Origin of the sequence: Deinococcus piscis (assembly GCF_014653275.1) — a bacterium.
Lineage (GTDB): Bacteria > Deinococcota > Deinococci > Deinococcales > Deinococcaceae > Deinococcus > Deinococcus piscis.
On sequence record NZ_BNAL01000020.1, the window covers coordinates 26,940 to 46,540 of the forward strand.

Annotated in this window: 23 protein-coding genes; 8 read left to right on the top strand and 15 right to left on the bottom strand. The window is 64.9% G+C overall.

Features of this window, described 5'->3' with window-relative positions:
- Positions 1-25: 25 nt before the first annotated feature.
- Positions 26-1,141: an AI-2E family transporter gene (locus IE158_RS08580; RefSeq protein WP_189643253.1), complete on the bottom strand. Its 1,116-nt coding sequence runs from the start codon at positions 1,139-1,141 to the stop codon at positions 26-28.
- 152 nt (positions 1,142-1,293) lie between these two features.
- Here IE158_RS08580 and ndk point away from each other — a divergent pair, with 152 nt between their 5' ends.
- Both ndk and IE158_RS08590 read left to right on the top strand, forming a co-directional pair.
- The gene (ndk, locus tag IE158_RS08585; protein ID WP_189643254.1) at positions 1,294-1,716 is read left to right on the top strand and encodes a nucleoside-diphosphate kinase; all 423 of its coding nucleotides are present in this window, start codon (positions 1,294-1,296) and stop codon (positions 1,714-1,716) included.
- Positions 1,717-1,796: 80 nt separating this feature from the next.
- Positions 1,797-2,108: a hypothetical protein gene (locus IE158_RS08590; RefSeq protein ID WP_373295835.1), complete on the top strand. Its 312-nt coding sequence runs from the start codon at positions 1,797-1,799 to the stop codon at positions 2,106-2,108.
- Position 2,109: 1 nt separating this feature from the next.
- On the opposite strand, the gene IE158_RS08595 is transcribed toward IE158_RS08590, so the two are convergent.
- Entirely contained in the window at positions 2,110-3,093 is a 984-nt protein-coding gene (locus IE158_RS08595; protein WP_189643256.1) for an ornithine cyclodeaminase family protein, read from the bottom strand.
- Between the two features lie 5 nt (positions 3,094-3,098).
- The gene (locus IE158_RS08600; RefSeq protein WP_189643257.1) at positions 3,099-4,424 is read right to left on the bottom strand and encodes an MFS transporter; all 1,326 of its coding nucleotides are present in this window, start codon (positions 4,422-4,424) and stop codon (positions 3,099-3,101) included.
- 167 nt (positions 4,425-4,591) lie between these two features.
- Between IE158_RS08600 and IE158_RS08605 the strand changes: the two genes are divergently transcribed.
- From IE158_RS08605 to dtd, 6 genes are all read left to right on the top strand, one after another.
- A complete protein-coding gene (locus IE158_RS08605) occupies positions 4,592-5,377 on the top strand; it encodes a nitroreductase family protein (RefSeq protein ID WP_189643258.1) in 786 nt (261 codons plus the stop codon).
- 143 nt (positions 5,378-5,520) lie between these two features.
- Positions 5,521-6,483, top strand: coding sequence for an aldo/keto reductase (locus IE158_RS08610; protein ID WP_189643259.1), 963 nt, complete (start codon positions 5,521-5,523; stop codon positions 6,481-6,483).
- 182 nt (positions 6,484-6,665) lie between these two features.
- Positions 6,666-7,106, top strand: a complete 441-nt coding sequence (locus IE158_RS08615) for a hypothetical protein (RefSeq protein ID WP_189643260.1) — start codon at positions 6,666-6,668, stop codon at positions 7,104-7,106.
- 146 nt (positions 7,107-7,252) lie between these two features.
- Positions 7,253-8,305 (top strand): type III polyketide synthase, encoded by a 1,053-nt coding sequence (locus IE158_RS08620; RefSeq protein ID WP_189643261.1) that lies wholly within the window; start codon positions 7,253-7,255, stop codon positions 8,303-8,305.
- A gap of 51 nt (positions 8,306-8,356) precedes the next feature.
- Positions 8,357-8,656 (top strand): DUF1844 domain-containing protein, encoded by a 300-nt coding sequence (locus IE158_RS08625; protein ID WP_189643262.1) that lies wholly within the window; start codon positions 8,357-8,359, stop codon positions 8,654-8,656.
- Entirely contained in the window at positions 8,656-9,105 is a 450-nt protein-coding gene (gene dtd / locus IE158_RS08630) for a D-aminoacyl-tRNA deacylase (RefSeq protein WP_189643263.1), read from the top strand. Before IE158_RS08625 ends, dtd begins: the two co-directional genes overlap by 1 nt.
- Before the next feature lie 57 nt (positions 9,106-9,162).
- On the opposite strand, the gene IE158_RS08635 is transcribed toward dtd, so the two are convergent.
- The 12 genes from IE158_RS08635 to IE158_RS08690 all read right to left on the bottom strand — a co-directional run bounded on the left by IE158_RS08635 (position 9,163) and on the right by IE158_RS08690 (position 19,597).
- Entirely contained in the window at positions 9,163-9,870 is a 708-nt protein-coding gene (locus IE158_RS08635) for a tetratricopeptide repeat protein (RefSeq protein WP_189643264.1), read from the bottom strand.
- A gap of 293 nt (positions 9,871-10,163) precedes the next feature.
- Positions 10,164-11,354 carry a tetratricopeptide repeat protein gene (locus IE158_RS08640; RefSeq protein WP_229839013.1) on the bottom strand — a complete coding sequence of 397 codons (1,191 nt, stop codon included), beginning with the start codon at positions 11,352-11,354 and terminating at the stop codon, positions 10,164-10,166.
- A 94-nt stretch (positions 11,355-11,448) separates the two neighbouring features.
- The gene (locus IE158_RS08645; RefSeq protein WP_189643265.1) at positions 11,449-11,658 is read right to left on the bottom strand and encodes a hypothetical protein; all 210 of its coding nucleotides are present in this window, start codon (positions 11,656-11,658) and stop codon (positions 11,449-11,451) included.
- A 98-nt stretch (positions 11,659-11,756) separates the two neighbouring features.
- A complete protein-coding gene (locus tag IE158_RS08650; protein WP_189643266.1) occupies positions 11,757-12,263 on the bottom strand; it encodes a heme-binding domain-containing protein in 507 nt (168 codons plus the stop codon).
- 86 nt (positions 12,264-12,349) lie between these two features.
- Positions 12,350-14,296: a heavy metal translocating P-type ATPase gene (locus tag IE158_RS08655; RefSeq protein ID WP_189643267.1), complete on the bottom strand. Its 1,947-nt coding sequence runs from the start codon at positions 14,294-14,296 to the stop codon at positions 12,350-12,352.
- Between the two features lie 214 nt (positions 14,297-14,510).
- On the bottom strand, positions 14,511-15,692 hold the full coding sequence (locus tag IE158_RS08660; RefSeq protein ID WP_189643268.1) for an amidohydrolase family protein: 1,182 nt from the start codon (positions 15,690-15,692) through the stop codon (positions 14,511-14,513).
- Positions 15,689-16,429 (bottom strand): copper homeostasis protein CutC, encoded by a 741-nt coding sequence (locus IE158_RS08665; RefSeq protein WP_229839016.1) that lies wholly within the window; start codon positions 16,427-16,429, stop codon positions 15,689-15,691. Before IE158_RS08665 ends, IE158_RS08660 begins: the two co-directional genes overlap by 4 nt.
- A 16-nt stretch (positions 16,430-16,445) precedes the next feature.
- Positions 16,446-17,228, bottom strand: coding sequence for a polyphosphate--glucose phosphotransferase (ppgK, locus tag IE158_RS08670; protein WP_189643270.1), 783 nt, complete (start codon positions 17,226-17,228; stop codon positions 16,446-16,448).
- Positions 17,229-17,420: 192 nt separating this feature from the next.
- The gene (rplT, locus tag IE158_RS08675; RefSeq protein ID WP_189643271.1) at positions 17,421-17,792 is read right to left on the bottom strand and encodes a 50S ribosomal protein L20; all 372 of its coding nucleotides are present in this window, start codon (positions 17,790-17,792) and stop codon (positions 17,421-17,423) included.
- A complete protein-coding gene (rpmI, locus tag IE158_RS08680) occupies positions 17,792-17,998 on the bottom strand; it encodes a 50S ribosomal protein L35 (protein ID WP_013615035.1) in 207 nt (68 codons plus the stop codon). Before rpmI ends, rplT begins: the two co-directional genes overlap by 1 nt.
- A 208-nt stretch (positions 17,999-18,206) precedes the next feature.
- On the bottom strand, positions 18,207-19,154 hold the full coding sequence (gene mntE / locus IE158_RS08685; protein WP_373295836.1) for a manganese efflux transporter MntE: 948 nt from the start codon (positions 19,152-19,154) through the stop codon (positions 18,207-18,209).
- A gap of 5 nt (positions 19,155-19,159) precedes the next feature.
- Complete coding sequence (locus tag IE158_RS08690) at positions 19,160-19,597, bottom strand: M67 family metallopeptidase (protein WP_189643272.1); 438 nt, start codon at positions 19,595-19,597, stop codon at positions 19,160-19,162.
- Between the last annotated feature and the right edge of the window lie 4 nt (positions 19,598-19,601).

Consider the following 19,601-nt stretch of genomic DNA (forward strand, 5'->3'; position numbering starts at 1 on the left):
GCGAACGGCTCATGGGCAGAGCAGGCTAGGGGCCTTCGGTATAGACCTTGGAGGAGTAGTAATACTTCTCCACTGCCAGCTTGCCCAGGGCCACCAGCGGCACAGCGATCAGGGCACCGGCAAAGCCCAGCACACTGGCCCCGATCAGGATGCTCAGCAGCACGGTGATGGGGTGGAGGTCGGTGGTCTTGGACAGCACGATGGGGCTGAGGAAGCTGCCTTCTACCTGGTTGGCGATCAGGAAGACCGCAATGGCGAGCAGCACCTTGGTCACGCCCATCGGGGCAGCCAGCAAAATGGCTGGAATGGCCCCGATAATCGGCCCCAGGTAAGGGATGATGTTGAACGCACCCGCCAGAAAGCCGATGGCAAGTGCACTGGGAATGCCCAGCAGACTGAGTCCCAGGGCAACGACGCTGCCGACGAACAGGGCAATCAGCAGCTGGCCGCGCACGTAGCCGCCGATGGCCGTGCCCGCCAGATCAGCGAATTCCAGCACGCGGGGCTGCCAGGGACGGGGAAACATCTTGAGCATGGCGCGGTTGACCCGGCTGTAATCCAGCATCAGGTACACACTCATCAGGATGACGATCAGCAGCCGCCCCAGGACACTGCCGATGGTGGCGATAGAAGTGAGCAGTGCGCCCTGAGGGTCCAGCCAGCGCTGCAACATGGGCACCAGATTGTCGCCCAGGTTGCGGATGTAGGTCTGGACTGTGTCGACGATGCCGGCGCGGGCGTCTTCCAGGCCGGTGACGCCGCGTGCGCTGAGCCACTGAATCCAGCTGTCGGCCCAGCCTTCGATGTTCTGAACCAGCGTGGGCAACTGCCGCAGCAGGTCGATCAGCTGGCTGGCAATGGTGCCCAGCAGGACCCCTGCGACAGTCAGCAAGCCGCCGAACAGGAGGAGCACGAACAGCACGCCCAGGCCGCGTGGCACCCGGCCACGTTCTAGCCAGTTCAGCATGGGATTGGCGATATAAGCGATCAGGTAAGCAATGGCAAAGTTCACCAGGATGCTGCTGATCATGCCGGTGAAGTAATAGGCCACAATGCCCAGCAGTGCAAAGACAACCAGACGGAACCAGGGGCTGCGCCAGGCGTATGCAAACGCGTTGGGAGGTTTCGGGGTAGAGATCACGCCACGCAGTATAGGTAAGGTTCCCTCAGTGAAGGGAGGCTCTGTCCTTAGTGAAACTTGGGCTCTGGAGACGGGACAGAGAATGAAGCGGGGGTGCCCAGGGCAGTGGGCGGGCAGCCACAGCAGGGGGCAAATACTCTACACTCGGAGCCATGTCGACTGAAAGAACTTTTGCCATGATCAAACCTGACGGCGTCAAGCGCGGCCTGACCGCCGAAATCCTGCGCCGCATTGAACTCAAGGGCTACCGCGTGGTGGGCCTGAAGCTGTACCAGATTCCCCGCGAAACAGCTGAAAGCCACTACGGTGAGCACAGCGAGAAGCCCTTTTTTGGTGAGCTGGTGGACTTCATCACCTCCGGCCCCGTGGTCGCCATCGCCCTGGAAGGCGAGAACGCCATCGCTGGCTGGCGCGGCATGATGGGCGCAACCAACCCCGCCAACGCCGCTCCTGGCACCATTCGCGGTGACTTTGCCACCAACATGGGCGAGAATGTGACCCACGGCAGTGACAGCCCCGAGAGCGCCCAGCGCGAACTGGCACTGTTCTTCAGCGAAGGCGAACTGCTGAACTAAGCCTGCGCAGCTTGGTGTATGGCTCCCGCGTGGCGGGGGCTATTTTTTTGTCCCGGCCCAGCTGGCCTATGCTGGCAGGCGTGTTGCACCACCTCACCCTGCTGCTGAGCGCCGCGCTGCTCCTCGTCCTGCTGACCCTGGGCCTGGGATTACAGCTGCGGCGCTTTGCTGTGGCGCGGGCCTGGCACCACCGGCTGTACTTTGCAGTGGTGGCCGGCGTGGTCCTGAGCAGCCTGCTGGCTTGGCGGGCAGGAGCGCCTTGGCTCTGGCTGCTGCCCGCGCTGGTCCTGCTGCTGCTGATGCCGCTGACCCGCCCAGGCCGCGCCGGGCACTGGAGGCTGGCGCTGGCCTGTGCGCTGGCTTTTGGGCTGGGGCTGTGGGGGGCGTGGTGAACTACAGTGCGACTTCGGTGCCCAGGCCCCGCTGCCGGGCTTCCTGGTAAGCTCCCAGCGCCACCGCCAGGTCGAAATAGGCGGCCCCCACGCACTTGAAGAAGATAATTTCCTCCTCGGTCTGGCGGCCTGCTTTGGCTCCAGCCACCACGCCCGCCAGGTCTGAATGCGCCTGCTCAAAGCTCCAAAAGCCCTGCTGCTCGGCATGAATCAGCTCACCCGCTTCGTGGCGGGTGCCTTCCAGGGTGTCCAGCACGACTTTGCTGGCGCGGCGGATGGTGGTTTCATCCACTTCACGCATAGAAGGCAGATAAGAACCGATGCCACTGATGAAGGTGCCGGGTTGCAGCGCCTTACCGTCAAAGACGGGTGTGCTGGACTGAGTGGACGCCACCAGCATGTCCGAGGCTTCGACCAGGGCTTCGGCGGTAGGGGAGACGGAGATGCTGACGCCCGGCAGCTCGGTGCGCAGGTCTTCGGCCAGTGTGTGTGCTTTGTCGGGCGTGCGGTTGAACAGGCGCAGTTCGCTCAGCGGGCGCACCTCCTGCACTGCCTGAATCTGCTCCAATGCCATACCGCCCGTGCCGATCACGCCCAGTCGCGATGCTTGCGGGCGCGCCAGGTGCTGCGCGGCCAGGCCGGTCAGTGCCCCAGTCCGCAGGCGGGTCAGATATGAAGCGCTGAGCAGGGCGACATGCTGTCCGGTGTCGGCCTCGGTGAGGAGGGTCACGCCCTGAATGGTGGGCAGGCCACGCGGCGGATTGTGCGGAAACACCGTCACCACTTTGCTGCCCACCGCGCCCAATCCGCCGATGGCGCTCGGCATGTACAGCGCGGAGGCTTCACGTTCTGGCACGTCCAGCACCAGCCGGGGCGGGTTCTGCACCTGCCCGGCGTGCTCGGCCTGAAGCGCTGGGGCCAGGTCACGCAGGGCTTCACGCATCCCATAAAAGGAACGAATCTGCTCTTCACTGAGGATCAGCATGGCTCTTAGCCTACCCGTTCGCTGTGCAGCGGATCGAGCTGTTCGCCTTGCCGCTCAGGGACGGAGGCGACGGCCACCAGCGAGATCACTGCCGCCAGCATGATGTATAGGGCGACGGGCACATAAGAGTTGTCGTAGGCGTTCAGCAGCGCGGTGGCGACCAACGGCGCGGTGCCGCCCGCCAGCGCCGCCCCGATCTGGTAACCCAGCGTAATGCCGGTGTAGCGCACGTTGGAGCGGAAGATTTCTGAGAACATGGTGCCGAGCACGGCGGTAATCGGTGCCCAGATAATTCCCAGGCCAATCACGGTGGCCAAAACCAGGAGCGGCACGGACCCTTGGTGCAGCAGCCAGAAGTAGGGAAAGGCAAACAGCGCCATAGCGATGGCCCCGGCGATATACAGCGGTTTGCGGCCAATCCGGTCCGACAGAGCGCCCATCACCGGAATCAGCAGCGTGGTCACGACGGTGCCAATCGTGACGGCCATCAGCGTGCTGGTGCGGTCAAAGCCGAGCTGCGTGGTGGCGTAGGACACCACGAAGGTGCTGAAGATATAAAAAGGTGCTGTCTCCACCACTTTGGCCCCAATCGCAATCAGCACCTCGCGCCAGTGGGTGCGTAGGGTTTCGACCAGGGGCACTTCGGCCAGCTCGCCGCTCTTTTGGGCGGCCTTGAAGGACGGCGTTTCATCTATGCCTTTGCGAATCCACAGGCCAAAGGCAATCAGTACGGCGCTGAACAGGAATGGCATCCGCCAGCCCCAGCTCATGAACTGTTCTTCGGGCAGCAAGGTCATCAGCGAGAGGGCCACAGTGCCCAGCAACATCCCCAGCGCCACGCCCATCTGCGGCACACTGCCAAACAGACCGCGCTGCTCTTTAGGGGCGTACTCTACCGCCAGCAGCAGTGCCCCGCCCCATTCACCGCCGATGCCCAGGCCCTGAATCAGCCGCAGCGTAATCAGCAGGATTGGAGCCCAGATGCCAATCATCTCGTAGGTGGGCAGCAGGCCCATGCCCACGGTGGCCAGGCCCATGAGTGTGAGGGTCAGCACCAGCGTTTGCTTGCGCCCGATGCGGTCCCCGATATGGCTGAACAGCACCCCGCCAAATGGCCGAATAAAAAAGGCCAGGGCGAAAGACGCGTACGAGAGCAGCAAACCCACCGCCGGGTCTTCGGTGGGAAAAAAGAGCTTGTTGAACACCAGTCCGGCGACTGTGCCATACAGGAAATAGTCGAACCACTCAATGGTGCTGCCGACCAAGCTGGCCAGCAGTACCCGGCGGGAAGTCGGGTCAGAAATGGAGGGAACAGGGGCAGGCTGAGTCATCTTGGCTCCTTGAAGTTGAACTTTGGGGTGTGAGCCCTGACTATAGCGGTTGCTTGGCATTTGGGACAGTTGTCCCTAGCTGGCCTGGGCTACAGCCACCTACAAGACCACTTGTGAGGCAGTGAGAGCAGACGCTGCGGCGCACCCAGATGGTCTAGGCTGCGGAGATGGAACTTCTTGATGGGTTGATGGCCCGCCGCACCACCAACGGTCCTTTTCGCCCGGACCCCGTCTCCAAGGAGCACCAGCACCTGCTGATGCGGGTGGCGCAGGCTGCGCCCAGCCACTTCAACTCGCAGCCCTGGCGCTTCGTGCTGATTGAAGACCCGCAGACCATTGGCCGCGTTGCTGAGATTGCTGGGCAGAGCATGACCGAGCTGATTGACGCCGGGGTCTTTTTTGAGCGCTACCGCCGGTACTTCCGCTTCTCGCAGGCTGAGATGGAAGAGCGGCGTGACGGCATTCACATTGACCATCTGCCCGCCCCACTGAGGCCTTTTACCCGGCAGATTTTCAGCGATTCGGGCCTGAGCCTGATGCGCCGCTTAGGGGTGCCGAAGAAACTGGGCGAGGAAAACCGCCGTCTGGTGGCAGGCAGCCCCCTGCTGCTGGCCGTGCTGCTGGACAAAGAGGAGTACCGCCCCGGCGAGCTGAGCGGCTTTTATTCGGTGTTTGGGATGGGCGCGGCAGTAGAGAACATCTGGAATGCCGTAGGCGAGCTGGGCATGGGCATTCAGTTTGTCTCTACACCGATGGAGCTGCCGCACCGCTGGCAGGCCATCTGCGAGTTGCTGGACGTTCCACCCGAGTTGGAGCTGATGGCGGTCTACCGCCTGGGCTACCTGCCTGAAGACCAGGGCCGCCCCAGCATTGACTGGAGCAGCCGTCACCGCAAGCGGCTATCGCAGTATGTGTACCGCGAAAAAGTCGGCCAACCCGAACAGGACGGCTAAATAGCCGCCGGGGAAGTCGCCTGGACCCAGGGTGCAACCAGCACAAGGGGGGGGCGCCACTATTGGGCACGGGCTCACCTTCCACAATAAGACCGACTGGGAGTTGCTGACGCTGGAAGTCGGCAGCGTCCCGAGGGAGCTCTATGAACCATTCACATGAACAGCCCCCCCTGAGTGCGGGGGGCGACCCTGTTGACTCTTCAGCCGCTGAGCTGCCCAGTGCGGCGGCGGCGGGCACGTTTGCGCTGGGCGGAGAGTTGCCAGTAGCCCGACTGGGCTTCGGTGCGCTACACACGGTGGGACGCGGTGGCTGGGGCGAGCCCGCTGACGAACCCCTGATTCGCGAATTGCTGGCGCTGGTTCCACAACTGGGCGTCAATCTGATTGATACCGCTGACGCCTACGGCCCGCACCTGAGCGAAGACCTGATTCGTCAGGCGCTGCACCCCTATGACACGGTGGTCGTGGCGACCAAAGGTGGTCAGGTGCGGCCCACTCCCGCCGAGTGGCGACCACTGGGCCGGCCCGAATATCTCAAGCAGGCCGCGCAGCTCTCGCGCCGGCGTCTGGGCGTGGAAAGCATTGACCTGTGGCAGCTGCACCGCATTGACCGCCGGGTGCCGCGCGACGAGCAGTTCTGCGCCATCCGCGAGCTGCGCGACGAGGGCGTGATTCGCCATGTGGGCCTGAGCGAGTGCCAGGTGGAGGATATTGAGGTCGCGCAGCGCTATTTCCCGGTGGCGACGGTCCAAAATCAGTACAACCTGGTTTACCGTCGCAGCGAGAATGTGCTGAATTACTGCGCCGAGCGCGGGATTGGCTTTATGCCCTGGAATCCACTGGGCATGGGGCAACTGGCCACGGGCGGCACCCTGACTGGGGTGGCCGCTGAGCTGGGGGCGACCCCGGCCCAGGTCGCGCTGGCCTGGCTGCTGCGCCGCAGCCCGGTGATGCTGCCGATCCCAGGGACGGCCCGGCCCGCACACCTGCGTGAGAACGTGGCCGCGGCTTCGCTAGTCCTCAGTGATGAGCAGTTTGACCGGCTGGACCGTGCAGGCCGCAGCGAGTGGCAGCTGGAACTGAGCGATGAGGAAGACCTGCTCTGAGCGGCTGCTCCCGATTCCTGTTCTGGACTCCTGCGGTGTGCGCTGCACCCGGCTGCCCCTGGTAAATGAATGAGCATGAGGATACATTAAGTGCAGGTTTCCGTCCTGACAGCTCTGAATCTAGCCCTGGCGCGGCTTTTGGCGTACCGGCGGCGAGCGGACGCGCAACCTGTGGAGGAATCATGAAACAGACCTGGATGCACGCTGCCCTGGCGCTCGGCGCCGTTCTCTGCATGCCGCAGGCCCTGGCCGCTGCCGACGCCGTGCCCATGTACGACGATGTGGTAGAAGAAGTGGTGGCCGATGACTACCGCGCTGTCGGCACTCCTATGATGGGCCGCCTGCTGACCGAAGAGCAGCGCCTGATTCCGCTCAAGGTGCCCGCGAAGGGCAACTATCTGGTGCTGGCCGCCTGCGACGACGACTGCTATGACATTGACCTGTCGCTGTTCGGCGCAGACGGCACCCTGCTGTACCGGGACGACTACGATGACGACTACCCTGTGGTCTACGGTGATGAGCTCAAAGCTGGGCAGACCATCTACGCCATGATCAGCATGTACGACTGCATGAACGAAGACGACGGCTGTCAGTACCGCCTGGGCTTGTTCGCAGAGAAATAACAGACAAGTAACAGAGAAATAACGAGTCAGCATATGCGGGCACAACGGGCCACTCCTGCAAAAAGGGGGTGGCCCCGTTGCTGTGAGTTGGGTTCTCCGTCACAGGTTACGGCCTGGATGGGAGTCGCAGGCGCACAATAGGCCCTATGACTCTCCCTTTGCTGCGTTCACTGGTCACCGGCACTCCTCCCTACCGGGCGGCCCAGGCTCAGATTCAGGAGGCTGCCGAGCAGTTTTTCCCCCGGCTGGCTGCCCGCTCCAGCTTGAGAGGCGTCTTTGCCAATGCCCAGATCGAAGAGCGTGCCCTGGCGCAGCCGCTGGACTGGTTTGCTCAGCCGCACTCGTTTGCCGAGAAGAACGCCGTATTTGTGCGCGAAGCTCGTGCTCTCACGGGCCGACTGGCTGCACAGGCGATCCAGCAAGCGGGTCTGACACCGGCCCAAATTGACGCGGTGGTCGTGGTGAATACCACTGGCATCAGCACGCCGAGTCTGGACGCCTGGTTGATCGGTGAGCTGGGTATTGATCCACACGCGGCCCGGATGCCGCTGTGGGGGCTGGGCTGCGCGGGCGGTGCGGCAGGGCTGGCCCGCGCCGCCGACCTGGTCCGCGCCGGTCACCGTGCGGTGCTGTACGTGGCGGTGGAGCTGTGTAGCCTCACCTTTTTGCCGGAAGATGAAAGCCCGTCTAACTGGGTTGGGCTGGCCCTGTTTGCCGATGGCGCTGCCGCTGCCGTCATCACGGCTCCGGAGCTGGACGCCGCTCCGCCCCGGCTGGCCCTGCATGGCGCACGCTCTACCCTGATCCCAGACAGCGAAGATGTCATGGGCTGGGACGTGGTGGAAGCGGGCCTCAAAGTACGCTTTAGCCGCAGCATTCCGGCGCTGGTGCAGGAGCTGATGGCTACGAACGTGGCCGACACCCTGGCAGAAGCCGGTTGGGCGCGGGATGACCTGCGGCTGTGGGCCGTGCATCCCGGCGGAACCAAGGTGCTGGAAGCCTACGCTGAGGTTCTGAATCTGACGCCACAGGACTTGTGGGCCAGCTGGGAGGTGCTGCGCGGTCATGGCAACATGAGTAGTGTCACGGTGCTGTTCGTGCTGGAGCGGTTGCTGGCTGCTGGGGTGCAGGGACGCGGGCTCCTCAGTGCGATGGGGCCAGGCTTCAGCGCCGAGCAGGTGCTGATAGAAGCGCTCTGAAGGGGGAGTGGCGACTCCTTTCTCTCTGGCCCCTCTGCTACCCTGGCCCCTATGGCGAATCCTGATTTTGTAGGGCTGGTGACCTCGGTGCAGGCCACGGCGGAAGCGGCGCTGGGTCAGCTGAATGCGGCGACCAGCAGCGCGGCCCGTGACGGCCTGCTGGACGAATCGCGCTCAGCGCAGGTGGCGGAGCGCTCCCTGCGGCTCCTGCTGATGCTGGCCGAGAAAACACGCGGCAACCTCGACTTTGAAGAAGCCGAGATTCTCAGTGATGCGGTGGCGTCGGTGCGTGAGTTGCAGGCGGCCCGCGCTGCTCAGGCAGAGGCGGCCCAGGCAGCGGAACCCAACTGATGCGCGCCGTGCTTCAGCGAGCGGCGCATGGCCGCTGCACCGTGGATGGCCGCGTGACTGGGCAGATTGAGCGCGGGCTGGTCATCTTGCTGGGGGTCGGCCCACAGGACACGCCCGCCGAGGCCGAACGGCTGGCGCAGAAAATCGCCCGGCTGCGTATCTTCAGCGACGCGGCAGGCAAGATGAACCTGAGTGTGCAGGACGCAGGCGGCGCAGTGCTGAGCATCAGCCAGTTCACCCTGTACGCCGACACCCGGCGTGGCAATCGGCCTGGCTTTTCGGGTGCGGCGGCTCCCGCACTGGCCCAGGAGCTGTACGGGGCATTCAATACCGCGCTGCGGGCCGAGGGGCTGCGGGTAGAGGAGGGCATCTTCGGCGCAGACATGAGCATCGAACTGCTGAATGATGGCCCCGTCACTCTGATTCTGGACACCGACGACTGGCAATAAAGCTTGAGCGGGCTGGCGGTGTGTTCTGTGCCGCCAGCCCGCCCTGATCTGTTGCCCTTATTTCAGCTTCGCCAGCAACTGCTGCGCAGCCTGTTTGTCGCGCTTGTCCCAGAAGGTGTTGGCGGGCAGCGATACGGCCTTGTTCAGCTGGGCCACGGCCTGCGCTTTGTTGGCGCTCCCCAGCAGCATCAGGGCGCGGGCGTATTCCAGGCGGTGAATGATGCGGTTCGGCTCCAGGCTTACGGCCTTGTTGAAGTTGGGGCCGACCTGGTCCGCTTTGGCCCCGGTAGCGGCGCGGGCGGCAGTGCCTTTGGCATACAGCTCAGCGTGCCACAGGCCCAGGGCCACGTAGGCACCGGCCAGGTTGGGCTTGAGGCTGATGGCTTTTTGGAGGTTGGTTTTCATGCTGCCAGCCAGGCTGAGGCTCTGCATGATCCCGGCACTCTGGGCCAGGCGGCCCTGGGCACGGGCCAGCTCGAAGTAGGCTTCAGCATTATTTTTGTTCAGACTGATGGCTTTTTGGGCGTAGGTTTGCGCCTGCTGGTACTGGGCCTTGCTGCCGCCGCTCAGCCCCGCGCCCAGGGTGGTGGCTTCGGCAGCCAAGGCGTAGCCGTCGCTGGTGTTGAGGGCCGCAGCAGCTTTGGCTGCGCCCTGCCAGTCACCGGCGTTCAGTTTGTTCTGCGCGGCACTCAGGCTCTGCGCGCCAGCGGTGCTGAGGGTCAGGGCTGCGCCCAGGGCGAGAGAAGAAATCAGAATGTTGTGCATACAGACCTCCGCGGCGGGCCGCTTGACAGACCCCAGCCGCTTTTAGGGCGTGAGAACGGCTGCCTGTGTCTGGCCGCGCCCCCACGCCCGATTCCTGGATATGGTTGAATCAAGTCCAAGATTAGCCTGAGTCAAATGCTCTGAACATGGGGCAGAATACAAGTCGGATGACCGGCAGACAGCGCGTAGAGCTGCTGTTTGACAGAATTGCTGATGGGCGGGGGGATCCTGTGGCAAACAGCAGCGGCCACGCCCTTTGGGGCAATGGCCGCTCGCCTGGCTGTGGAATAGGGTTACTGCCCCAGGCGCTCCAGGCCTTCGCCCGCTTCGGGATAGTTGGCACGCAGTTCCAGGGCGCGGCGGTAGGCTTCGGCGGCGCGTACGGGCTCGGCAGCCACGCCAGCGCCGCTGCGTTCCAGGCTCAGGCCCAGGAAATAAAAGGCTTCGGGGTTCTGGCCGGTGGTTGCTGCATCTGCAAAGTTGGCGCGGGCGCGGGCCAGGTCGCCAGCGTCCAGATTCAGCCGTCCCAGGTAGTACGAAAAGTCCGGATAGCTACCCCCGGCCAGCCGTACCGCCCGCTCCAGCTCCTCGCGGGCAGTCCGGGGTTCACGGGCCAAATAACTGACCACGCCACGCTGTCCAGCGGCATAGGCACTGTTCGGTGCCAGTTGCACGGCCAGCTGTGCCTGCGGGCGGGCCACAGCAAAGTTGCCACCCTCGGCCAGCAGGCGGGCAAAGTAAGCGCGGTTGATTCCGTCACGCGGCTCGGCCAGGACGGCGCGCTGCAAAGTGGCCGTGGCGGCCCGCAGGTCACCGCCTGCATACTGCGTCTCTGCCAGGTTGAACAGAATCACGCTCTCCTGCGGATTCAGGCGGCTGGCCTCCTCAAAGGCACGCACAGCGGCAGGCAGATTGCCCTGAAAGCGCAGGATATAGCCGCGTTCGTTCCAGATTTTGCTGGCTTCGGTCCCCCGGCGGCTGGCGGGGATGCTCGGCAGCACCTTCTCGGCGGCGTCCAGGGTGCGGAGTGCCGCTGCCAGATTGCCTTCACCGCCAGCGACGGGCCCCAGTTGGATGTCGCCCGCACCAGGCAGCCGGGCCTGGCGGAAAGCCAGTGAGTGTGCTTGTGACAGAGCGATGTGCGCGCTGATGTTGGCCGGGTCCAGCTCGGTCAGGCGGGTCAGCGTGGTGATGGCTTCGGCGCTCTGGCCCAGCCGGGTCTGGGTGCGGGCCAGGCCCAGCAGGGCGTCGGGGTTGGTGGGATTGGCCCGCACCGCCGCGCCGTAGGCCACGGCAGCCCGCTGAAAATTGCCCTGGCCGTAGTAGAACTGGCCCACCGTCACGTAGCTGCTGGCCGAAATGGGCGCAGCCTGCACGCTAGGGGTCTGCGGCGTGCCCGCTGTTTGGGCCTGGGCGGAGGCCAGCAGTGCCAGCGCAAAAAAGCTGACCCCTGGCCGTGTCCACTTGGAAATCAAGGTGCTCACAGTGCCTCCACTATAGGGCGGTGCCTGGAGTGACCCGGCAAAACATAAAAAAACGCCCCGGCATGTTCCGGAGCGCCCTTCTGAAGTGGGCTGGTCAGCGGCGGGGCAACTGCTGAGGATGCTGGCCCTGGTCGGTATCTTTGACGCTCTGCGGCGTCTGGTCAACCTGCCGACCCTTTTCCAGCATGCCTTCCTTCTGCACGTCCTTGATGTTGTGCAGGGTGCTGGTGTCTTTGTCGCCACCTTCGGGGCTGGGCTGGCTCTGCGTTGGCTGGTCCTGGGCAGAATGTTTCTGATCGGTCATAACTCGCACCTCCTCAGATGAGATGGCTCCAGCTTACGGTGAGGGCTGAGGCCACAAGCAACAATGGCCTTATCAGAAGGTTGAGACCTGAACGGGCTTCAGTCCCCATCACTGCCGCCAGTGCCAGTCTCGCTGCCACCCTCTTGGCCGAAAGTGCGCTGCAAACCGCTGACCAGGGCCTGGGTTTCTTCCGGGGTCAGCCGGGCTTCCGGGTGCAGGGGCAGGTAAGTCTTTTCAGGCATTTCGCCCTCCCGTACAGCTTCAGCGGCCTCACCGGCTTCTGGGCCGAAGCCGGGCACATTCACGTTGAACTTGGAGCGGCCTTCGTCCACATGCTTCTGAACCAGCCAGGAGACTGGGGCCACGTTGGAGTACCAGGGCCACCGGGTCTGGTTGCTGTGGCAGTCGGCGCAGGCGCGGGCAAACAGCTGCTCGGTCTGTGGGCTGTCCCAGGTGGTCTGGGTCTGCACGGGCGGATTGGTGTGGGCGCGGCCATAGGGAATGAGCTGAAGGAGTAAGAAAGCAGCCGCAGCTGTACCCAACCATTTGGCCCAGAGGTCGGAGCGGGGACGGGCAGCTTGCAAATGACGTTCGGGTGGGGTCATGGTCAGTCGCTCCTTTGCGGCAAGGTTAAGCCGGGAACATTAGGGTGGAAGAAGGAAAGAATGATACGGACGGGGCGGGGCGCACCCTACAGCTGCCGGCGCAGCAACCGCAGGCCCATAAACACCACGAACACCGTGCCGCCCTCGTGGGCCACCACGCCCAGCGGCAGCGGCACCTGCCCGGCAATCGCCAGCGGGGACACCAGCAGAATGATGCCGAAGGCGAACAGCAGATTGAACCGCACGGTGTGCCGCGCTTCACGGGCCAGCCGCACGGCACCGGCCAGACGGCCCAGGTCACTTTGCATCAGCACCACGTCCGCCGATTCAATCGCCACGTCCGTGCCTGAGCCGACGGCCACGCCCAGGTCAGCGCGGGCCAGGGCAGGCGCGTCGTTCACGCCGTCACCCACCATCGCCACCGGGCCGGGCAGCTCCCCGATAATGCGCAGTTTGTCCTCGGGCAGCAGCTCGGCGCGGTATTCACTCAGGCCCACTTCCTGCGCCACACTGGCGGCCACTTCTTCTTTGTCGCCGGTCAGCATTACTGGGTGGGCTATACCGGCGGCCTTCAGCTCGGCAATAGCCCCAGCGATGCCGGGGCGCAGGGCATCGGCTACACCCATCACGCCCAGCACGCGGGAGCCGAGGCCCACGACCACGGTGGAACTGCCCTGCATGTTTAGCTCGTTCAGGGCTGCTTCCTGGGCGGCGGTCAGGGCCGCGCCCTCACGCCGCATCAGCCGCAGGTTGCCGGCCCAGGCTTTCTCGCCACTCGCCGTGTGGGCCTCGATGCCGTGTCCCGGAATGGCCTGGGCCTCCTCGACAGCTTGCGGGGCCACGCCGCGTTCCTGCGCCGCTGTCACGATGGCCTGGGCAATGGGGTGCTCGGAGTGGGCTTCCAGGCCAGCAGCCAGAGCCAGGGCCGCCGCTTCATCGTCGGCCACCACGCGCGTCAGGGTCATGCGGGCCTGGGTCAGCGTGCCGGTCTTGTCGAAAGCGACGGTGTTCACGCTGGCCAGGGCGTCCAGCGCGGCGCTGCTCTTGAACAGCACTCCGCCGCGCGCCGCCGCCGCCATTGCACTGAGCATCACCGCAGGGGTGGAGATGACCACCGCGCAGGGCGAGGCCACCACCATAAAGGTCATGGCACGGTACCAGGCCGCTGCTGTATCCAGCCCGCCCAGGAAGTGTAGCCCGGCAAACACCAGCGGCACCCCGAGCAGCACCGCTGTGGCATAGGGGCTTTCCCAGCGCTCGGTCAGGGTTTCGGTGCGGCTCTTTTCGGTCTGGGCCTGTTCCATCAGGCCCACCAGCCGCGCCAGGGTACTTTCTCCGGCGGGGCGCAGCACTTCGGCCTCTACGCTGCCGTTCAGATTCACGGTGCCGGACGCCAGCTCAGCGCCCACGGCCTTGTCCACCGGGCGGCTCTCGCCGGTGATGGGTGACTCGTCTACAGCGGTGTTGCCCTGCACCACGCGGGCGTCGGCGGCGATGCGCTCGCCGGGGCGCACCAGCAGCAGGTCGCCCACGCGGATGTCGCCCAGCTCGCACCAGCGCTCGGCACCGTCACGGCGGATGGTCGCACCCTGCGGGTTCAGGTCCATCAGCGCGGCGATGGCGTTCTTGGTGCGGCCCATCGCCCAGTCCTGCAAGGTGTTGGACAGGCTAAACAGAAACAGCAAAATGGCCCCGTCAGCCATCTGCCCGATGCTGGCAGCTCCCAGTGCGGCCAGCACCATCAGCAGGTCCACGTCCAGCCGGTGCTCGGTGGTCAGCGTCTGAATGGCTTCGCGGGCCGCTGGAATGCCGCCAGCCAGGAAGGCGAGTGCGTAGCCCGCCCACATGAGTGCGGATTGATGCAGCACATGCTCGCCCAGCAGTCCCAGTCCCAGCCCCAGCAGGGTGAGGCCAGTGAGCAGCAGGGCGCGGCGCAGCTCGGGTGAGAGGCGAAAAGCTGCGCTGCCTGGGGCCTGGCGCTGCGGTGGAGGCGTGGTGGGGACGCCGCTTTGATTGACGGTGGGTGCGGACATATCAAGACTCCTTAGGAGGGCAATTACTTATTGAGAATAATTCCTACTAAGGAGAGTCTATCCCAACGGTTTACCGTTCTCAACGCAGAAAGCGCAGCGGAGAAGTCGGGTTTAGGGAGGTGAAAAACGGAAAGCTGAAGGCAGAAAAAAGCAGAAAGCGGAAGGGGGAGGAATCGCCTCGCTCCCGTCCGCCTTCTGCCTGGAACCGTCCGCGCTAGCGGTGTTGCCAGAGGTATTCTTCCCGCCACGGCAGGCCCCGGCGAATCTGCGGCACCGGCAGCCCCAGCACCCGCGCCCCGCCCTTGACCGCTGAGCGCAGCAGCAGCCGGGGGTCCAGCTCCGGGTACAGCTGCCGCGCAAAGGCCAGCTCGTCCCGGATGTCCAGTGTCTCGCCGCTCGCCACCGAGTCGGTGCCCAGCGCCACTTCTACCCCCGCCGCCAGGAACTCGCTCAGGCGAAGGCGGCCACAGTCCAAGTTGACATTCGAGCGCGGGCAGCTCACCACGGCGCAGCCCGCTTCGGCGACTCGGCGGATATCATCGTCCGACACGTTCACCATGTGAACCAGCGTGGGCCGGTGCCTGAGCACGCCCAGTTCGTCCAGATAGCGCACTGGAGTGAGGTCCGGTTCCGGTGTGCGGCCCATCACCTCGGCAAAGGTGTCTGGACAAAGGCCCGGAATGCGGTGTTCCCACAGTGGCCCGGCGCCGCTGGCGAACAGCTCGGTTTCGCTGGGGTGTTCGGCTACATGAATCTGGACGGGGAGGCCCTCGCCTGCCGCGTACTCGGTGACCAGCCGCAGCAGTGGGGCGCTGACCGTGTAGCTGGCGTGCGGCGATACGCCCACCCGCAGGCCGCCGGGCCGCTCCAGCCGCCGGAAACCTTCTACCTGCTCGCGGAATTGGGCAAAGCGCTCCTGGGCCTGCTCGGGCTTTGGCCCCAGCACCTCGAGATACAGGACCCCGCGCAGGTCCTCGCGGGGCAGCAGCGCTTCCATCACTGCTGGGTCCCAGACGATGTCGCCCACCGGCTGCCCCAGCCGCACCAGCGTGTCTGCTCCGGCCAGCGCTCCGGCCAACCCGCGCTGTGCCTTTTGAGCCACCACCACTTCAGGAATCCAGCGAAAGTAGGGCAGGGCCTGAAAGCGGTAAGCGCTCATGTCCAGGTGGGTGTGCGCATTGGCCGGGAGCGGAGCGATGATGCCGCCTGCGTCCACTTCGCGGGCGTGGGGGTAGTTCTGCCGCAGCTGGTCCGGGTGGCCGGTGGCCGCCACTGTCCCGCGTGACACGACCACCCCTCCGGGCGACTGCGCCCCGCCCAGTCCAGTAAACAGGGTGTCTGCGGTGTAGAGGACGGGGGAGAAGTCGGCGGGGCCTATGGGCTGCGGTTCGCTCATGCCTTCAGTATCTCCCGCAAGAGACGCCGCGCCTGTGACACCTGCGCCGCGTCCGTGCGGCGTTCGCGCTGGTCAAAGCCCAGGTCCGTCTCCAGCGCTGGGGCTGACGGCCACAGCTGCGAGAACGACCCGTGAACAGCATTTACCCCGGTCTGCCTGAGCAAGTCGGCCAGTGTGTCTGGACGCACCCCGCCGCCAGCCAGCACCTCGAAGTTGGGGGCAGCCTGCTCCCGCAAGCGCCGCAGCAGCGCCGCGCCCTCACTCGCGGTAGGCGCACCTCCCGAAGTAAGCACACCGCTGTAGCCCCAGGCGTGCAGTTGGGCTAGGCTCCGTAGCGGGTCAGCGCTCAGGTCAAAAGCGCGGTGACAGACGGCCCGCACCCCGACTTCTGCGGCAGTTGCTGCCCACAGGCGCATGGGCACTTCATCCAGTTCACCAGTGTGGTCCAGTGCTCCGACCACCACACCCGCTGCGCCCGCAGCTGCGGCGTCCCGGATGTCTGCGGCCATCAGCTCGGTTTCAGCGGGCGTAAAGCGGAAGGGGCCCTCGCGGGTGCGAATCAGCACATGCACCGGCACCTCTAGAGCGCACACGGCGCGGGTCAGCGCCAGCGATGGTGTCAGGCCACCACTGCTCAGGGCACTGCATAGTTCCAGTCGGTCAGCCCCAGCAGCTCCGGCACGGCGGGCATTTTCCAGGCTGTCCACGCAGACTTCCAGCACGGGCTGTGGGGGCACTGTAGGCAAGGGGGGCTCAGCTTTCGCCCAGGCTGGGGGCCTGCTGCGCGGCGTACATGGCCGCGCCCACGATACCGGCTTCATTCTTGAGGGCCGCAGGCACCGCCCGGCTGCGTTCCAGCTGAATGTAAGGCAGCCATTTGTCGGCCTTTTTGCTCACGCCGCCGCCCAACACGAACAGGGTCGGGCTAAACAGCAGTTCCAGATGCTGCAAGTAGCGGTTGACGCGGCCCCCCCACTCCTCATAGCTGAGGTCACGGTCCTCGCGCACCTTGGCCGAGGCCCAGCTCTCGGCGTGCCGCGCCTTGCCGCTGCGGCTTTCCAGAAACAGGTGGCCCAGCTCGGTGTTGGGCACCAGGCGGCCATCATGCAGCAGTGCCGAGCCGATGCCGGTGCCCAGTGTGACCACCAGCACCACGCCCTGCACGCCCTGGGCGGCTCCGAAGCGGGCTTCGGCCAGACCAGCAGCGTCGGCGTCGTTCAGCAGATGCACGTCATGGTCGCTGCCCAGCCCAGCGGTCATGAAAGCGTCGGCGTCCATGCCCACCCACCGCTTGCTCACGTTGGCGGCACTCAGCGTGTAGCCCTGCTGCACGATCCCTGGAAAGGTGATGCCCACCGTCCCCCGATAATCAAAGTGCCGCACCAGTTGCCCGATCACGTCCAGTACGGCGTCCGGCTCAGCTCCTTGCGGGGTGGGTAGCCGCATCCGCTCGGCCAGCAGCTCGCCGGTGTTCAGGTCAACCGGAGCGGCCTTGATGCCACTGCCGCCGATATCTACGCCAAGTACCACGTTCATGGGGGACAGTGTAGGGGTTGATGGGGCGGTGATGGTATGGACAGATGCAGAGAGCAGTGATGGGAGAAGGCGCTTCGGCCCGCGACGAGGAGGGCGCGCTGCACTTTATGACACGACTTTCTGCCTTGTCCCCGCCCTCTCCCATCAAAAAAACCGCCCCGAAGGGCGGCTGTTTCACACTGAGCGAAAGACTCAGGCGGCTTTTTGGCCTTCGCGGGCCTGCTTGGCGGTGTCCACCAGGGCCTTGAAGGTTTCGGGTTCGCGGGCGGCGATGTCGGCCAGCACCTTGCGGTTCAGGTCCACACCGGCCAGCTTCAGGCCGTTCATAAGGGTGGAGTAGTTCATGCCGTGCAGGCGGGCACCAGCGTTGATACGCTGAATCCACAGGCGGCGGAAGTCACGCTTCTTGTTGCGGCGGTCACGGTACTCGTAGGTCGCGGCGTTCAGCAGGGTCTGGAAGGCGTTGCGGTACAGCTTGGAGCGGGTACCCCAGAAGCCCTTGGCGCGCTTCAGGACCTTCTTGTGACGGCGGCGGCGGATGATACCGGTCTTGGCGCGGGCCATTATTTACCTCCTGCGTAAGGCTTCATTGCCTTCATACGGGCCCATTCGCTCTTGGCGAGCACGAAGCCCTTGCCTTTGCCGCGAATCTCGTTGCCGCTCTTGCCGGTGTTCTGGTGGCGCTTGCCACTCTTGAACGCCATGACTTTGCCGGTGGCCGTGATCTTGATCCGGCGCACCGCGCTCTTTTTGGTCTTCATCTTGGGCATAGTTCTCCTTGATAGGCGGCTCAACACGTGCGGGGCACGGTTGCCGTCCGGGGGGCAGGCCACTTCAGGCTCTCTCAGAAAGCTTGGTTTTGAAGTTGTTAGGTGCCTGTCTTGCACCCCACTTTGCCAACTGAGAATTGTAGCGTCCAGGCAGCGATGGTTCAAGTTGCTCTGGCGGGACGGCTCACCTTCCACGATTTCCAGCCGCCTAAAGTACCAGCACGCCGCTGTGCTTGGCCTGGTCCTGCGGCTCCACGTGGATGGTCACGCGGGCTCCTTCGACTTCGGCTTCAAGCACCGCTTCCAGCCGGTCACAGATGGCGTGGGCTTCTGCCACGGTCATGCTGCCCGGCACCACCAGGTGAAATTCGATAAAGGTCAGCCGCCCAGCGGTGCGGGTCAGCAGGTCGTGGGCTTCCAGAGCGCCGTCGGCATGTTCGGCCACCAGCTCGCGGATGCGGGCCTGGGTTTCTGGGTCCGCCCCGGCATCCATCAGGCCGCCCACCGACTCGCGCATCAGGTGCCAGCCACTCCAGAGGATATTCAGTGCCACGAGGCAGGCCAGCAGCGGGTCCAGCACATGCCAGCCGGTCAGCAGCGCCAGGACAATCCCGATCAGTACGCCTACCGAAGACACCACATCGCTCATCAGGTGCTTGCCGTCGGCCAGCAGTGCCGGAGAGCGGTGACGGCGGCCCGCCGCAAGCAGCCGCGAAGCCCAAAGCCCATTGATGACCGAGGCCACCACGCTCAGTCCCAGGCCCAGCGGGGGCAACTCCACTGCAGCCGGGGCCAGCAGCTTTGGCCCTGCTTCCCACAGGATGGCCAGAGCCGCCAGCACAATCAGCACCCCTTCGAGCACCGCGCTGAAGTACTCGGCTTTGGAGTGGCCGAAGGGGTGATTATCGTCGGCGGGGCGGGCGGCCACCCGCAGGGCAATCAAGGCCGCCGCCGCTGCCGCCACGTTGATGATGCTTTCCAGTGCGTCCGAGTACAGCGCCAGCGAGCCGGTCAGCAGATACGCGGCCCATTTGAGGCCCAGCACCAGCGCGGCGATCCCTACGCTGCCCCAGGCCAGCCGGGTCAGCCGGGCCGGTGGCTGTGCTGATGCCTGCGCCTGTGGCTGAGGTGGGATGGGGGAAGGCGCAGCAGTCACGCCCGTCAGGGTAGCAGCCCGGTGCTGGGCCGCATGGCCACCTCGCAGACCTGCGGCAGCAAGAAGGCGCGCAGTGTCCCACTGCTCAGATCAGCGATCAGATAGGGAACGCCGTAGCCAGCAGCGGCGATGTCGGTCTGGCTCGGGTGTTGCGGCCCACGCGGGTGGCTGTGAAAGATGCCGCACAGCTCTAGCCCAGCGGCGCGGAACTCGCGCAGCGCCTGAATCAGCGCGGCAGGCTCGGCCTGGTATTCCACCTCCGGGCAGGCGGCCACGTTGGGGAGCGGCACGTAAACCTGCGCTTGCCATGCACCTTCTGCGACTTCGCTGCATTGACCGCCCAGCACGCCCACGCACTCGTTCGGCGCGGCGTGGTGGGCGTGGTCCCACAGCTGCTGGTGCAGAGGTGGGGGCACTACAAGTGAAGCAGGTCCAGCCGGCATGAAG